Annotated in this window: 12 protein-coding genes and 1 pseudogene; 6 read left to right on the forward strand and 7 right to left on the reverse strand. The window is 73.1% G+C overall.

Annotation, left to right across the window (positions count from 1 at the left end):
• Positions 1-31 precede the first annotated feature (31 nt).
• The 3 genes from OG429_RS05300 to OG429_RS05310 form a co-directional block, all read right to left on the reverse strand.
• Positions 32-2,815 carry a helix-turn-helix transcriptional regulator gene (locus tag OG429_RS05300; protein WP_328924116.1) on the reverse strand — a complete coding sequence of 928 codons (2,784 nt, stop codon included), beginning with the start codon at positions 2,813-2,815 and terminating at the stop codon, positions 32-34.
• A 211-nt stretch (positions 2,816-3,026) separates the two neighbouring features.
• Positions 3,027-4,739 (reverse strand): S8 family serine peptidase, encoded by a 1,713-nt coding sequence (locus tag OG429_RS05305; protein ID WP_328930159.1) that lies wholly within the window; start codon positions 4,737-4,739, stop codon positions 3,027-3,029.
• Positions 4,740-5,181: 442 nt separating this feature from the next.
• The gene (locus tag OG429_RS05310) at positions 5,182-5,937 is read right to left on the reverse strand and encodes a DUF1838 family protein (protein WP_328930160.1); all 756 of its coding nucleotides are present in this window, start codon (positions 5,935-5,937) and stop codon (positions 5,182-5,184) included.
• A gap of 242 nt (positions 5,938-6,179) precedes the next feature.
• Between OG429_RS05310 and OG429_RS05315 the strand changes: the two genes are divergently transcribed.
• From OG429_RS05315 to OG429_RS05325, 3 genes are all read left to right on the forward strand, one after another.
• A complete protein-coding gene (locus OG429_RS05315; RefSeq protein WP_328924117.1) occupies positions 6,180-7,178 on the forward strand; it encodes a DUF1996 domain-containing protein in 999 nt (332 codons plus the stop codon).
• Positions 7,179-7,314: 136 nt separating this feature from the next.
• The gene (locus OG429_RS05320) at positions 7,315-7,920 is read left to right on the forward strand and encodes a sigma-70 family RNA polymerase sigma factor (protein WP_328924118.1); all 606 of its coding nucleotides are present in this window, start codon (positions 7,315-7,317) and stop codon (positions 7,918-7,920) included.
• Positions 7,917-8,639, forward strand: coding sequence for an anti-sigma factor family protein (locus OG429_RS05325; RefSeq protein WP_328924119.1), 723 nt, complete (start codon positions 7,917-7,919; stop codon positions 8,637-8,639). Before OG429_RS05320 ends, OG429_RS05325 begins: the two co-directional genes overlap by 4 nt.
• Before the next feature lie 434 nt (positions 8,640-9,073).
• Here the strand turns inward: OG429_RS05325 and OG429_RS05330 are convergent, their stop codons facing one another.
• The gene (locus tag OG429_RS05330) at positions 9,074-9,805 is read right to left on the reverse strand and encodes a DUF7873 family protein (protein ID WP_328924120.1); all 732 of its coding nucleotides are present in this window, start codon (positions 9,803-9,805) and stop codon (positions 9,074-9,076) included.
• Between the two features lie 181 nt (positions 9,806-9,986).
• Between OG429_RS05330 and OG429_RS05335 the strand changes: the two genes are divergently transcribed.
• The 3 genes and pseudogenes from OG429_RS05335 to OG429_RS05345 all read left to right on the forward strand — a co-directional run.
• Positions 9,987-10,892 carry an ATP-grasp domain-containing protein gene (locus tag OG429_RS05335; RefSeq protein WP_328924121.1) on the forward strand — a complete coding sequence of 302 codons (906 nt, stop codon included), beginning with the start codon at positions 9,987-9,989 and terminating at the stop codon, positions 10,890-10,892.
• The gene (locus OG429_RS05340; protein ID WP_328924122.1) at positions 10,889-11,704 is read left to right on the forward strand and encodes an ATP-grasp domain-containing protein; all 816 of its coding nucleotides are present in this window, start codon (positions 10,889-10,891) and stop codon (positions 11,702-11,704) included. The genes OG429_RS05335 and OG429_RS05340 overlap by 4 nt, the downstream gene beginning before the upstream one ends.
• A 39-nt stretch (positions 11,705-11,743) precedes the next feature.
• Positions 11,744-12,418: pseudogene (locus OG429_RS05345) on the forward strand (zinc-binding dehydrogenase); the annotation flags it as partial.
• A 269-nt stretch (positions 12,419-12,687) separates the two neighbouring features.
• On the opposite strand, the gene OG429_RS05350 reads toward OG429_RS05345, so the two are convergent.
• The 3 genes from OG429_RS05350 to OG429_RS05360 form a co-directional block, all read right to left on the reverse strand.
• Positions 12,688-13,521 carry a PaaX family transcriptional regulator gene (locus OG429_RS05350; protein WP_328924123.1) on the reverse strand — a complete coding sequence of 278 codons (834 nt, stop codon included), beginning with the start codon at positions 13,519-13,521 and terminating at the stop codon, positions 12,688-12,690.
• Between the two features lie 50 nt (positions 13,522-13,571).
• On the reverse strand, positions 13,572-14,297 hold the full coding sequence (locus OG429_RS05355) for a maleate cis-trans isomerase family protein (protein WP_328930161.1): 726 nt from the start codon (positions 14,295-14,297) through the stop codon (positions 13,572-13,574).
• A gap of 73 nt (positions 14,298-14,370) precedes the next feature.
• A complete protein-coding gene (locus tag OG429_RS05360) occupies positions 14,371-15,312 on the reverse strand; it encodes a fumarylacetoacetate hydrolase family protein (RefSeq protein WP_328924124.1) in 942 nt (313 codons plus the stop codon).
• Positions 15,313-15,345: the final 33 nt, after the last annotated feature.

Here is a 15,345-nt window from a genome sequence, read left to right on the forward strand (position 1 = left end):
CGTGGCAGACCACGCCGGCGCTGCGTCGTTTTCAGCGGGAGGAGCGCAGTGCGGTGGCCAGCGCGGTGGCGAGCTGGGCCCGGGAGCGTACGTCGAGCTTCTGGTAGATACGGGTCAGCCGTGCCTCCACGGTCTTCACGCTGAGGAACAGCTTCGCCGCGGCCTCCTGGTTGCTGGCCCCCTGGCTGACGAGCAGCGCGAGGCGGGTCTCGGCCTCCGTCAGGGCAGCGACCGCCGCCGTCTTGGCACCGCCCCCCTCGCCCGGAGCCGGCTCCCTGGAGAGTTCAGTCCACGGGGCCGCCCCGGCCTGCTGGAACACCTGGGCCGCGGCCTGGAGTGCGGCGCGCGCGGGTGCGCGGCGCCGGCGGCGGCGTTCCACGCGGGCGAGCGCGAGCAGCGTACGGCCCCGCTCCAACGGCAGCCGCAGGGTCGCGAACCGCTGCGCCGTCGCCTCCAGCAACTGCACGGCGCCGTCGGCCTCGCCCTGTGCGGACAGGCACAGGCCCCGGGCCCGGTCCATCGCGGCGACGACCCCGGTGCGGCCGAGGCCGCGGGCGACGGGACGGACGGAGTCGATCAGCCGGGTGGCCTCCTCGGTCGCGTCGGCGGCGACCAGGGCCTCGGCGAGCTCCCCGTGCCAGCGCAGGATCGAGGGGTCCACCACCTTCTGCGCGGCTTCGAGTTCGGCGACCCGGCGCAGGGTGGCGACGGCCTTCGCCGCCTCTCCCGTGGCCAGTTCGACGAGGCCGAGCGCGTGCAGGTTCCGGGAGAGGAAGACCTGGTCGTGCTCCTCCTGCGAGGCCTGGATGCCGCGCCGGGCGTAGCTGGCGGCGCGTGCGAAGCTCCCGCCGGTGGCCTCGGCCATCGCGGAGACGTACCAGGCGGGGCCGGGCGAAAGGCCCGCCTCGATCGTCAGCTCCAGCGCCTGGCGGGCGCGGGCGGAGGCGGCCGCGCACCGGCCGCTGCGCAGTTCGACCTCGGTGAGGCTGCGCAGGACCTCGAAGACGTCCTCGGCGGATCCGGTGCGCTGGACGGCGGGCAGCAGGGCCATCAGCTGGCGGCGGGCGTCGTCGAGGCGGTCGTCGAACAGGGCGTGCCGTACGGCGAGGTACTGGGGCGCGTTGCGCATGCCGAGCGGCACTTCGGGGGCGGGCAGGGCGAGCGCCTCGGCGAGGATCGCCTCGGCGCCCGGGTCCCCGAGGATGCGGCCCATGCGGGCCCGTACGGTCAGTGCCATGGCCTCGGCCACCTGGTCGCCGCCGAGCGCGGCGAGGGCCCCGGCCCGGGCCGCGGCGTCGCGCGAGCGGACGGGGTCGCCGTCGCTGAGGTTGTGCTTCGTGGCGATCCGCAGCTGGACGGCGGCCTGGAGCGAGGGGTCCCCGGCGGCGTCGTCCATGGCGCACGCGAAGGTCTCGTCGAGGGCTCCGAGTGCCTGGCCGGCGGCGTCGATGACGGCGAGCCGGGCACGGACCCGGTCGGCGGGTGAGGCGTCGCGGGCCAGGACGGCGCGGGTGGCGCGGCGCGCGAGGTCGGCGCGGCCGGCCCAGCCGGCGTCCTCGGCGGCGGTGACGAGGCGGACGAGCTGTTCCCCGGCCAGGTGGGAGGGCGTACGTTCGGCGGCGAGCAGGCCGAGTTCGGCGGCGAGGGCCCGCTGGCCGCGGCGCCTGCAGACCGCGGCGGCCCCGGTGATCTCCGAGGCGAGCCACTGGTCGGGGGTGTCCACGGCCAACGCGCGGTGGCGTACGGCCTGGACGGGGTCGTCGACGGCGGCGGCCAGCGCGGCGTGCCCGGCGGCGCGCTCGGGCCAGCCCGCGTCCGCGGCGAGCGCGGTGGGCAGGGCGCCGGCGGTGAACTCGACGGTCCCGTCCTCCCCGACCCTGACCAGCGCGGCCCGTTCCGCCTCGGCCAGCTCGGCCTCCGCGTCGGGGCGCCCGGCCCGGCGCAGCAGGGCGGTGGTCGGGCGGGCGGCGAGGGCGGCGAGCAGCAGGGTGCGGCGGGCCTGGGCGGGGGCCTCGGCGAGCAGGCGGCGGGCCACCTCGCGGGCCTGGCCGGAGACGGGCAGGGTGTCGGCGTGGTGGGCGCCGGTGTCGCGGGATCCGGCGGCCTCGGCGAGGGAGTGCCCGAGGGCCAGGGCGAGGCGGGGGTTGCCTCCGCTGGCCTGGTGGATGCGTCCGGCGAGGCGGGCGGGGAGGCCGTGGCGGACGAGGAGTTCGGCGATCTCGTCGGCGCCGAGCGGTGGTACCCGGATCGCGGGTGTACCGGCGCCGCAGAGGGGTTCGCCGACGGACGTGCCGCCCTGGACACATTCGGCGACGAGGACCCGGACGCGCGGCGGGGTGAGGCGCAGGGCGAAGCGGAGCAGGTCGGTGCTCTCGGCGTCGAGCCACTGGGCGTTGTCGAGGACGAGCAGGACGGGGTGGCGGGCGGCGAGCGTCCGGAGCACCTCGACGACGGCGAGGCGCAGGGCGACGTGGTCGCGGCCGTCGCGGGGGGCGTCCGCCTCGCGGCGCAGGAGGGCGATCGCGGTGCGCTGGGGGCCGGAGAGGCGTTCCAGGGCGGCGGCGGGGACGGTGGCCAGGAGGGCCGCGGCGGAGGCTTCGGGGATCCATTGGTCGGCGGCCTCGGGTGCGAGGCGCAGCACGGTCTCGCGGCGCGATTCGGCGGCCGCCGCGACGGCGCGTACGACCTCGGTCTTGCCCGCGCCGGCCGGACCGGTGAGCAGCGCCCGGCCGTGCGCGGTGAGCGCGCGGTCGACCGCTTTGACCAGTTCGCCCTGTCCGACACTTGTGTCAGCGTGCCCCGTCGCCGCCACCACGCACAGCCACCAGCCTCTCGGTCCCCAGCCCCTGTGCCTTCCCTGTGACGCGACAATACGAGGTCGGATGCCGGGTGAACACGGATTGTGACGCAGAAATCAGTCAGGCGGCTGGAAAAGCCGGCGGGCCTGCCGATACGAGGTGTATCGGCAGGCCCGCTGGTTCACTTGGTCCGTACTTTCGGCCCGTCAGGCCGGGTGGAGAACCGGATCAGAAGCCGAGGCCCCAGGAGTCGATGTAACCGGTGTCGGCGGAGTACACGTCCTGGACGCGCAGCTGCCAGGTGCCGTTGGCGGGCAGCGCCGAGGCGTTGACCGTGTAGGTGTCGGAGACGTTCGCGGCGCTGTCGCTCGACGAGGAGTTCTTCAGGCGCTGGACGACCGCACCGCCGGGACCGACCAGGTCGATCACGACGTCACCGCGGTAGCTGTGCTTGACGTCGACGTACACCTTGAGCGCGGCCGGGGCGTTGCCGGCGCGGCCCGAGACGGTGATGGAGGAGGAGACGGCTCCGCCGTTGTCCGGGATCGCCACGTCGGTGGTGTTCTCGTACGTGGGGGCGGGCCCGGAGGTCACGGCGGCGACGGTCGCGGCCGCGTCGGCGAGGCCGGTGCCGCAGCCACCGGTGCAGATGCCGGCCAGCGGGCGGGCGTTGGCCTTGATGGCCGACTCGACCTGCGCCGGGGTCAGCGAGGGCTTGGCGGCGACGAGGAGCGCGGCGAGCCCCGCGATGTGCGGGGCGGCCATGCTGGTGCCCTGGTAGGGCTTGTAGATCTCGGCGCCGGGGGTGGTGGTGCCGGCGTTGAGGCTGGAGAGGATGCCGTTCTCGGGGGTGGTGACGGTGCCGGGGGTGTCCGTGGCGCGTCGGGTCTCACCGCCCGGGGCGGCGACGTCGATGATCGCGCCGTAGTTGGAGTAGAAGGAGCGGTCGCCGGTGCGGTTGGTGGCGGCCACGTTGATCACGTTGTTGCAGCTGGCGGGCGAGAAGCCTGCCGCGTCGGCGTTGCTGTTGCCGGCGGCCACGACGACGGTCGTGCCGCGGCCGACGGCGGCGTTGATGGCGTTCTGGTAGGTGGCGGTGCAGGCACCCGAGCCACCGAGGCTCATGTTGATGACCTTGGCGGGGGTGGCGTTCGCCGGGACGCCCGCGACGGTGCCGCCGGACGCCCAGGTGATGGCGTCGACGATGTCCGAGGTGGCGCCACCGCACTTGCCGAGCACGCGGACGGGCTGGATCTTCGCGTTGTACGCGATGCCCGCGACGCCCTTGGCGTTGTTGGTGGCCGCGGCGATGGTGCCCGCGACGTGGGTGCCGTGCCAGGAGGAGTTGCTGGCGGTGGAGCCGGTGCCGCACTCGCCGGCGGCGCTCCAGTCACCCTGGTCGGCGGGGTTGTTGTCGCGGCCGTTGCCGTCACGGGCGGCGGTGGCGTTGCTGATGAAGTCGTAGCCCGCGACGATGTTCGGGGCGACGTCCGAGTGGGCGACGTAGCCGGTGTCGATCACGGCGACGGTGACGCCGGAGCCGGTGGTCTTGTCCCAGGCGGCCGGGACGTTCATGCCGGCGGTGGGCTCGAAGAGGTCCCACTGCTTGGCGTACTCGGTGTCGTTCGGGGTGGCCAGCGCGTAGGCGCGGGAGTCCGGCTCGACGTAGGCGACGTCCGGGTCGGCTCGGAACTGGTCCATCACCTTGGCGGCGTCGGCGGGAGAGCCGAGGCTGACCAGGGCGGCACCGGTGCCGAGGCGGCGGTCGAACTTGGCCTTCTTGCCGGCCTTCTTGCCCTTGGCGGCGGCGTCGTCCGCGGCCGCGGTGTTGGAACTGGCCTCGGAGGCGGAGGCCTTGTATCCGACGATGAGGTTCTCGACCGGAGCGGCGGACGCGGTGGCGGCCGGAGCGGCGGCGGGGTCCGAGGTGGCCAGCGCCATGGAGGTGGTGGCGGAGCCGGCGAGCAGCGTGACGGAGATCGCCACCACGGATATGAGCCTACGTCTGGATGCGTGCACGGTGTTCCCTTCGCGGGCCGATTCCGGGCAGGCCGGAGCGGCCGGTCGGTGCAGTGTGGGAGGTGACTGGCGGCTGCGGGGCCGGGAGCGAGCTGGTCAAACTCGTCCCGGCCGCCGCGCGCCACGTTGCCCCGGCCTCGACGGCGGGGCAGGGCAACGGCGGTACCGGCGATTCCCCCTGGTTGAACGGCATCATGCCATGTGGGGTTGGCGTGTCGACCGCTGGGTCAGGAAGATCGCCGGTGGGCAGACAGTAGGCAACACGGGGATGAACTGGATACGGGGAAAACCCTTGTCCGCGCCCTGCCCCTCCCCCGCGGGTCCCTCGGCGGGCGCCGGGCTCCCCCCGGCGGCCGGTCCCGCGTCATTCCCCTGCCGCCTCCCGGCGGGGCGGGAAGAGCTTGCGGAAGTACGTCCAGCTCGTTTCGTTCGGCTCGGTCCACTTGTCCGGGGCGTGGGCGAACTCGGGATGCCGGGCGGCGATGTAGTCGCGGGTCCGCTCGGGGACCTCCGCGTAGGAGCCGAGCTTGCGGCCGCGGCAGTGGAAGGTGAGGCCGCCGGGGCGAGCGCCCTGTTCCATCCAGGGCAGCCACGGGGACATCCGGGTCCAGGACATCGTCGAGGGGACGCTCGGCTCCTCGGTGGTGAGGACGGTGGCGGGCGCGAAGAACTGGAAGAGCTCCAGCGCCCGATAGGTGTCGTCGGCCGAATTGTCCGGGTATTCCTCGACCGGCAGCGGCGAGGGATAGGCCAGCGGGATCTCCAGGCTGAAGCAGATCTGGTCGCCCAGCTCCGTCATGGGGACCGGGAAGGGCCGCCACTTCTGGTTCGCCGGATCGTTCCAGACGTGCACCACCGGCTTGCCGCCCCAGCTCTCCAGGATCTCCCGGGTCCGGGGGTCGAGGTAGAAGGCGGCTTCCCTGGACAGCAGCTGGTAGCCGCCGCTCTCCTCGTCCGGGACGAGCCGGGCGACATTGAGCCCTTCGAAGCCGAAGAGGCGCTGGTAGGGCTCGCCGGGGGCCCAGGAGTGGACGTCGCCGGACCACCAGAAGGTCACCTCCTCGCCGTCGAGCGAGGCGCGGGTGCGGGCGAGGGCGTGCAGCAGCTCGACGGGTGTCATGGCGGATGTCATACGCCGTACTGTGCGCGGCCGCCGCGCGGACCGGCAAGCGGCCGCACGGACAAATCCCCCGCCGGTTCGGCCGGTTCGCCCGGGACGGCCCTCCGGCCGGGGCCGCCCGGTCTCCCGGGAAGGCGGATCTTGTGCACATAAATCGCCATCCAGGGCGAATCATTGCGCTTGGTGCCCGCCCTGCGGATGCAAGGTTGACGACGCTCTCGCCACGGGCGACGGTGACCGCCATGGGGAACGAACGCCGACTTCTCGCTCTCGTCATCTGCCTGGTCCTGGGCAGCGGGCTCACCGCCGCCGTGCTCGGGGCCTCGCGAGCGGCCGGACCCCACGCGGGGATGACGACGGCCGGTCCGGCCCCTTCCGACTACGTGGACATATCGGAGGTTCCGCGCACCCCCGGCCCGGCGGCCGCCGCGGGCCCCGACGCCTCGGCCGGCTCGGTGGTCGTGCAATGCGGCCGAAACGAGCAGGGCCACTACAACGAGGACAACCTGGTGGTCTCGCCCGGGCTGCGGGCGGGCGCCCACCACACGCACGCGTACGTGGGGAACCTCTCCACGGACGCGATGTCGACCGACGCCTCCCTGGACGCGGCCGCCACCAGTTGCCCGGGCGGCGACCGGTCGACGTACTACTGGCCGGTCCTGCGCCGTCCGGACCGGCCGGGCACGCGTCCGCACGAGAGCTCGGCCAGCCACGGCAACACCGGCGAGATCCTGCCGGAGGCCTCGGTACGGGTGGAATTCCGCGGCAGTCCCGTGAGCAAAGTGGTGGCGATGCCCCGGTTCCTGCGGGCGATCACCGGCGACGCCGTCGCGTACACGGCGGACAGCGACGCCGACGTCCGGGCCCGCTGGGGCTGTTCCGGCTCCCCCGACCGGCCCACCACCCGCTATCCGCGCTGCCCCGCGGGAGAGCGCGTCACCCGCACCCTCACCTTCCCGAGCTGCTGGAACGGCCTCGACACCATCAGCGCCGGACACCGCTCGCACCTGCGGTTCCCCTCGGCGAAGGGCGTATGCCCGCAGGACACCTTCCCCGTGCCCGAGCTCCGGATCTCCCTGGCCTACGAGGTCCCCGCGGGGGTGCCCGTCGCGCTCGACTCCTTCCCCGAGCAGCGGCACAGCCCGAAGACGGACCACGCGATGTTCGTGAACGCGATGACCGACCCGCAGATGGGCGCCGTCGTCGACTGCCTCAACTCGGGCCGTACCTGCCGGATGTGACCGGCCCACGGGAGCGGCGCCACAGGAGCGTCGCACCCGAGTGACGCACCCGAGTGACGCACGCCACATGAACCGCAGGGGCCCGGGCAGCGTGTTCCGACCGCATCACGTAAGCGAGGAAGACGGAGAGGGTGAGATGGCCGGACCACTGTGGCCCCGCACTCGGCGGGGCTCGACCGATGAGGCACTGATCAAGTCGGTGTACGAGGAGCACGGCCACGCCCTGCTCGCGTACGCCACCCGGCTGACCGGGGACCGGGCCGCCGCCGAGGATGTCGTCCAGGAGACGCTCATCCGGGCCTGGCGGCACTCCGAGGTCCTGGTCAATGGAAAGGGCTCGGTGCGCGGCTGGCTGCTGACGGTGGCCCGCAACATCATCACGGACCGGTACCGGGCCAAGGCGGCCCGGCCGCCGGAGGTCTCCGGGGCTTCGGCCGCTCCCCCGGTGGAGGCGGACCACGCCGACTCCGTGGTGGACACGATGACGGTCCTCGGGGCTCTCGACCAGCTCTCTCCGGAACACCGGGACGTCCTGAAGGAGTTGTACTACCGGCAACTCAGCGTCGCGGAGGCCGCGGACAGCCTCGGTATCCCGGCGGGGACGGTCAAGTCTCGTTCGCACTACGCGCTCAAGGCGCTGCGCGACGTCTTCCGGGACAGCGGCATCAAGGACAACGGCGATGGCAGACGAGCGGGCAGGCCGCCCCAGCAGCCCGCCGGACTGCGTGAGGTGGTGGCATGAACCGGCAGCGGCACAAGGAGGAACTGCTCGGTCCGTACGTGCTCGGCGTCCTGGACGCGGAGGAGCTCCGCCGGGTCGAGGAACACATGAGCGGATGCGTGCAGTGCCGGGAGGAGGTGGCCGCGTTGCGCGAGATGGAAGCGGCACTGGGTGAGGTGCCCGACGAGGCGTTCTTCGACGGACCGCCGCAGGGCGGGGACCTGTTGCTCCAGCGCACGCTGCGGGAGATGCGCGGCGAGCGCGACCGCGCGCGCCGGCGCGGCCTGGGAATCGCCGGGCTGGCCGCGGCGGCCTCACTGGCCGCCGTGTTCTGGGCCGGTACGCAGATGGGGGCGGGAGATCCGGATGTGGTGGCCCTGCCTCCGCAGCCTTCCGTGACGGCGTCGGCGGACCCCTCGCAAGGCCCCGGGACCAAGAACCTCTCGGCGACCGATCCGGCCACGGGCACGCGGATGACCGTACGGATGACTCCCGCCATGAAGTGGGTACGGGTGCACGCCGCGGTCACCGGGCTGCCACCGGGCGAGCGGTGCCGGCTGGTCGTCGTCGCCAAGGACGGTACGCGCTCCACCGCCGGCAGCTGGGTCGTGGGCAGCGCGGAGAACGGCGAGGGCAAGGGCGCGTCCCTGGACGGCTCGGCGGCCGTCGCCCCGGCGGACGTCAAGGCGATCATGGTCGAGAACGAGGCGGGCAGGGCGTTCGTGTCCGTACCGGTCTGACCGGAGCGCGGCGCGGACCGCAGCGGACCGCGGCGCGCCTGACGGCGTGACGGAGCCCGGGAGCATATCCAGCTCCCGGGCTCCTGTTTGCCACCCAATTGCGCACACCGGCGGCGTTTAAGAGTCGCGGATCATTCTTAGATCGACGTGTTCTGCCTTTGAACTACCGCGCCACGAGGAGAGGCGCAGAGGGGACTTGAACCCCCATCCATCGATGATCGTCCGCGCTCGGTCGATCCGGTGTTCGGCGGCGAATACTGAGACTGGAGCAAGAATCTGAGATTAAGGGGCCGCCTCTACCAGCTTGGGCCACCCCGGCTCGCAATGCCGGGGGAGGGATTCGAACCCCCAACTGACACCCCTGTTCAGCTTCAACATCAGTTTCAGCTTGCGCTCTCGCGCACCCCCCGCGCTCGCGGGGGGCGATCTCGGGGCTACCTGAACAGGTAGCCGAACACCGCGTCCCCGACCCGCTGGTCGGTGACCTCGGCGCTGTTGGCCTCCTCGCGGGCGAACTTGACGGCCTGCTGGAGCTTCTCCACGCGGTCGAGCAGCTCGTTCACCCGCCGGGCCGGGAGCGCGCCGGAGAACTTCACCGTCGTCCAGTAACCGACCGGGACGTCCTCGTAGTAGACCTCGACCTGCGCCGGGTGCTTCTCGGTCGCCTCGGCCTTGACGTGGTTGCGCGGCACCTTCTTGGTGCGGATCGTGCGCACCGGGTCCGTCTTCCAGGAGTCCGTGGAGGGGTCCAGGTTCCAGGACTCGGACGCGTCCAGTACCGGCAGCTTCCGGACGAAGGTGTGCATGTCCGTGAGCTGCTTCTCCAGGAAGAGCAGGTAGGGCACGGGCACCTGCGCCAGCAGGACGGTGCCGTCCACGACGACGTCGGCTGCCGCGGTGCGGTTCGCCCAGTCCTTGGTCGCCGTCACGTCGAACAGCCGCGTCAGGGTGCCGGCCGTGGCCCGCAGCACGTCCTCCGCCTTGACCTGGACCCGCGTGGACTCGGGCGGCAGCTGCTCGCCCTCCTCGTCCTTGGGCTGGTAGGTCCGCGAGATGCCGGCCAGCAGGGCGGGCTTCTGGACGTCGTGGTGAGCCTGCGAAAGCTCCTGGAGGGACTTGGACTTGACGCCCTTTTCCACTGCGATGATCTGATTCAGCTTCGGCACGCGCTGAACCTAACAGGCGGCGGTGCCGCCCGTATATTCGAATATCGCCCGTGCGTCCCGGCGGACCGGGGCGACCGGCTTCCGACGCAGGACGATCATCACATTGCGGTCCATGACATCCTGTGACGTCACAACTCGCCGGACGGGATCGGCGGACGTCCGGGGAATATGGGGAAGGTCCATGAGGCTCTGCTTCCTGGTGGAGGAGCACTACCGCCACGACGGCATGCCGAACGAGGTGATCGGGCAGCTCAGCGCGTGGGGGCACCAGGTCGACGTGGTGCGGCCGGGGGGCTCGCTGCTGCGCATGACGGAGGCGGTGCGGGCGGGCGCGCACGACGCCTGGGTGCTCAAGACGGTCTCCGGCGGCCCGGGGCTGACCCTGCTCGAAGCCGCGGCGGCGACCGGGATGACCACCGTCAACGACGCCCGGTCGATCCGGGGCGTACGGGACAAGGCGCTGGCCGCCGCCATCGGCCGCGCCCTGGGCCTTCCGCTGCCCCCGACGTACGCGGCGGCATGCCCCGAGCTGCTGAGGGAGATACCGGAGGCGGAGTACCCCCTCGTCGTCAAGCCGGCCGACGGGAGTTCCGGGCGGGCCGTGCACCTGGTGTCCTCACCGGAGCGGCTGGAGTCGCTGCTCCCCGTCCTCGCGGGCGAGGGCCTGCTCATCGCCCAGCCGTACGTGCCCAACTCGGGCACCGACATCAAGGTGTACGGGGTCGGCGGGGAACTGTTCGCCACCGAGCGATGCTCCCCGCTGAACCCGGACCCGTCGGTGCGCGAGCGCCGCGTGCCGCTGTCGGCGGAGGTCGCGGCGATCGCCGAACAGGTGGGAGCGGTGTACGGGCTCGACCTGTACGGGGTGGACGTACTGCTGGGTCCCGACGGGCCCGTGGTCGTCGACGTGAACGACTTCCCGAGCTTCCGTCAGGTGCCCGACGCGGCGGCGCGGGTGGCCCGGGCGGTGCTGGAGCTGGCGCGCACGGGCGGCTCCGCGCCTCCGCCCGCGGCGCCGGCGCCCCCCTACGCGCTGCCCGTCTCGATACCGGCGCAGATGTCCGCCCGGGCGGGGGACGGCGCGTGAGGATCGGACTGATCACGCCGGAACCGGAGCATCCGCTGCTTGCGGCGACGTCCGCGCTGCTGGCGAAGGAGCACGTCGTCGATGCGCTCGACCCGGCCGGGACGGACCCCGCCGCGGCCTTGGCCGGCACGCCGCCTGCCGACGTGTACCTGCTGAAGTCGCGTACCGGGCGGGCACTGGACCTGGCGCGGGACCTGGAGCGGCGGGGCGTCCCCGTCGTCAACACCGCGGCGGCGACCGCACTGTGCCAGGACCGTACGGCGATGGCGGAACTCGCCCTGCGGGCCGGACTGCCGTTCGCCGCCACCCGCACCGTCGGCGCCCTCTCCGCATGGGCCGCCTCGGACACCGCGCTCTCCTCCCCCGTGGTGGTCAAGAGCCGGTACAGCCGCCGGGGTGACCTGGTGGCCCGGGTGGACGACCCGGCGCGGCTGCGGGAGTTGGCGGCGGCCTGGCCGCAGGAGCCGGTGGTGGTGCAGGAGTTCGCGCCCAACAGCGGCTGGGACCACAAGCTGTGGGTGATCGGGGACCAGGTCTTCGCGGCCCTGCGCCGTTCCGAGCTCTCGCCCGGCGGGCGGGGCCCCAGCCTGCCGCTGGCCGCCCACGAACTGCCCGCCGGGTGGGCCGGTCTGGTCCGGGCCGTCGGCGCGGCGTTCGCGCTGGACGTCTACGGCGTGGACATCATCGACGCCGGCGGCGGCACACCGCTGATCGTGGACGTGAACGCCTTCCCCGGTATCCGCGGCCAGTCGGGCGCCCCCGAGGCCCTGGCGGCCCTGGCCCTGCGACGGGCCGCCGGCGGGCCCGGCTAGCGCGACTGGGGTGTCGCGCCGCCCACGGCCCGGCGCATCGGGGCCGACGTGAACCTGGTGGCCGTGCCCGGGGAGTTGTCGTACGCGACGGCGGCGGGGCTCGGCTGCCGGTTCGCGACGGCCTTCCGCGCGGTGGTCGCGCGCGGACGGGTGGCGGCGGGCGAGTGGGTCGCCGTGCACGGCTGCGGCGGGGTGGGGCTCTCGGCGGTGATGATCGCGGCGGCGGCCGGGGCGCGGGTGGTGGCGGTGGACACGGCGCCCGAAGCGCTGGAGCTGGCGCGTCGGTTCGGCGCCGCGCACTGCGTGGCCGCGGGCGTGGACACGGCGCAGGCCGTGCGGGAGCTGACCGGCGGGGGCGCGCATCTCTCCCTCGACGCCCTGGGCTCGCCCGCGACGGCCGTGGCCTCGGTGGGCGGGTTGCGCCGACGGGGCCGGCACGTGCAGGTCGGGCTGCTGCCGGGGGTGGCCGGGGCGGCGGCCCTGCCGATGGACCGGGTGATCGGATGGGAGCTGGAGATCCTCGGCAGTCACGAGATGGCGGCGCACGCCTACCCGCCGATGCTGGAGCTGGTCCGGGCCGGAGTGCTCCGCCCGGACCTGCTGGTCACCTCGACGATCCCGCTCGACGCGGCCCCGGCGGCGCTCGCCGCGATGGGCACGGCCCCGGGGCGCGGGGTCACGGTCATCCTGCCGCGATCGGGCGCGGCGCGCTGAGCCACGATCCCCGCGTCGAACACAGGAACGTGGCGGGGACGGTCGGATGGCGGGCGTGAGGTCCGGCGGCAGGGCGACGGCCGCGCCGCGCGCCTCGGAGATTCCGCAGAACCCCAACCGGGGCCCAACCCGCCGCCGACACCGGCTCACGTCCCGACGATGGACCGGAAGCCGACGCCGTTCGACCCGAAGGACCCGTCGATCCCGAAGGTCACCCTGCCGCCGCTGCGGGCTCGCGATCCAACCGCCATGAAACAACGGCATTGCGGCTAAGCGGCCGGCAGGCCCGTCACGTCCTGGACATGGCGCAGGCTCGGTTCCAGCAGGACCGTGTGGAGCTGCTGGAAGACCTGGCGGGCCGCCACCGCGTTCCAGTCCGCCGGCAGGAGTTCGGTCGGCAGGCCGGGGTCGAGGTACGGAAGGCGGCGCCACTGGGTGAGCAGCGGCACGTAGTGGCGGAACGCCCGCGCGGGGTCCGGCTGCGCACCGGCGCTCAGCAGCGCCTGGGCCACGGGCGCGTAGGCGTCGGTGAAGGCCGCGTACTGCTTCTGGATCGCGGGGAAGTCCCACCACGAGCTCACCGTCTCGGGCAGGTCGCTGAAGGCGGCGTACTCGGCGGCGGCGAACAGGTGGACGTAGTCACTGAGTCCGAGGCGTTCGAGCATGCCGCGCGCGTCGTCGAGCAGCCGTCCGGGCGCCAGCCACACCCCGGGGGCGATGTTGCCGAAGCCGAGCCAGGTCAGCCGGGTGCGCAGCTGGTAGCGGTGGGAGCGCTCGGACTCCGGTACGGAGAAGACCGCCATGGCCCAGCCGTCGGCCAGGTCGGCGGGTTCGAGGCTGGCGAAGATCCGGCGGTCGCCCTCGTCGAAGACGGGGTGGGCGGCCGGGCTGAGGCGGTACCCGGTGGCGCCCCGGCGCTCCGGTTCGAGGACTCCGCGCTTCTTGAGGCGGGAGATCGCCGAGCGTACCGCCGGGCCGTCGACGTCCAGTTCTCCCATCAGCGTGATCAGGTCCGCGATGGAGATCCAGCCGCCGAGGCGGCGCAGGAACGCCCCGTAGACCGTGTTGATCAACGAGCTGGGCCGAAGGGGGCTGTCCGACATGATCGCCTTCCGTTGTACGCGGTCGCGATCATATCGGGGCCCCCTTCGGACTACGCGGGCAGCGGCGAGCGCGCGTACGCGCCGGAGAGCAGGTGCCCTGCCCCCGGGGCCACCGCCTCCAGGTCCAGGGAGCGCAGCATCTGGTGGGCGGTGCAGACGGCCGCGGACACGACCGGCTTGCCCAGGAGCTGTTCGGCCTCCTCGATGGCTCCCAAGGACGGCATCTGCACGCACGCGGAGAGCACGACCGCGTCCGCGTCGGCGTACTCCAGCGCCCGGGCGAGTCCGGGCAGCCGGGCCGGGTCGTGGGCGGCGACGTCGAGGTTGTCCGGGATCTCCAGGGCCTGGTGGTCCAGGACCTCGATGCCCTCGTGGCCGAGGTAGTCGACGACGGTACGGGTGAGCGGGCGCATGTACGGGGCGAGCAGCACGATCTTCCGGGCGCCGATCGTGTGCAGTCCGTGGACCAGGGCGCCGGCGCTGGTGACCACGGGCGCCGGGGCGCCGTTCTCCACGGTACGCAGGTGCAGCCGCTCCTGGGCGGTGCGGTGGTAGCCGAGGCCCATGCTCATGATGGCGACGAGGCAGGCGTACCCGAGGACGTCGACGCGGGCGTCGGAGAGTTCCACGGCGCACCGGTCGGAGTCGGCGTCCATGGCCTTGAGCTGCTCCGGCGTCACATGGGTCATGCGCATCCGGCTGGAGTGGAAGGTGAAGTCCTCGTCGGGTACGAGGCCGCGGCGGGCCCGCAGGATCGCGGGGACCTCGGTCTCCATGGTGACGTTGGAGCTCGGCACGATCTGGCCGATGCGGTGGATACGGGTGCGGGACGACACGGTCGGTTGCTCCTCAGCGGGCGTCGACGACGGGGTTGGTCAGGGTGCCGATCAGCTCGACGGTGGCCTCCACGGTGTCACCGGGTACGAGGTACTGCGGCGGGACCATGCCGGCGCCGACGCCGGACGGGGAGCCCGTCGCGATGACGTCACCGGGCTCCAGGGTCACCCCGGAGCTGATGTCGGCGATGAGGCGGGCGATGGGGAAGAGCATGTGCCGGGTGTTCGACTTCTGCTTGGTGACGCCGTTGACGCGCAGCGAGAGGTCGAGGGCCATGGGGTCCCGGATCGCGTCCGCCGTCACGACGACCGGGCCGAAGGGGGCGTAGGAGTCCTGGCCCTTGGAGAAGAACCACTGACCGGAGCGGCGCTGGTCGCGGGCGCTGATGTCGTTGACGATGCTGAAGCCGAAGATGTGGTCGTAGGCCTCCTCCTCGCTCACCCGGTAGGCGGTGCGGCCGATGACGACGGCCAGTTCGCACTCCCAGTCGAGCTGGGTCGTGAGGTCGGCGTTGTGCAGGATGGGCTGGCCCGGGCCGGTGACGGCGGTGGCGGGCTTGGAGAACAGGACGGGGCGCGGGGGCAGGTCCCGGTCGGTGTCCAGGCTGCGGCTGGACTCCTCCACGTGCTCGACGTAGTTGAGGCCGACCCCGATGATCTTGCCGGGGCGGTGCGGGGCGCGCAGGGTGACGTCTTCGATCCGGTGGACCGCGCCTGCCGGGTGGCCGCAGGCGGCGCCGTCGAGCAGCTGCCGGGCGGTCTGCCGTGCGGCGGGTCCGGCCTGGATGAAGGAGAGCAGGTCGTGCGGGAGGTGGACGCCCGCGTGGTGGGCCAGGGCGGCGAGGTCGAAGACCTGGCCGTCGGCCTCGACGCCCAGGCGTTCCGGGGCGTCGGTGGTCGTGGTCGCGGTGGTCGCGGTGGTCGTGGTCGCGGTGGTGAAGGTCAGCAGTCGCATGGCGGTTCCTCGGGTCTTCGGGTCGTCGGGGGC

Origin of the sequence: Streptomyces sp. NBC_00190, from assembly GCF_036203305.1 — a bacterium.
Classification (GTDB): domain Bacteria; phylum Actinomycetota; class Actinomycetes; order Streptomycetales; family Streptomycetaceae; genus Streptomyces.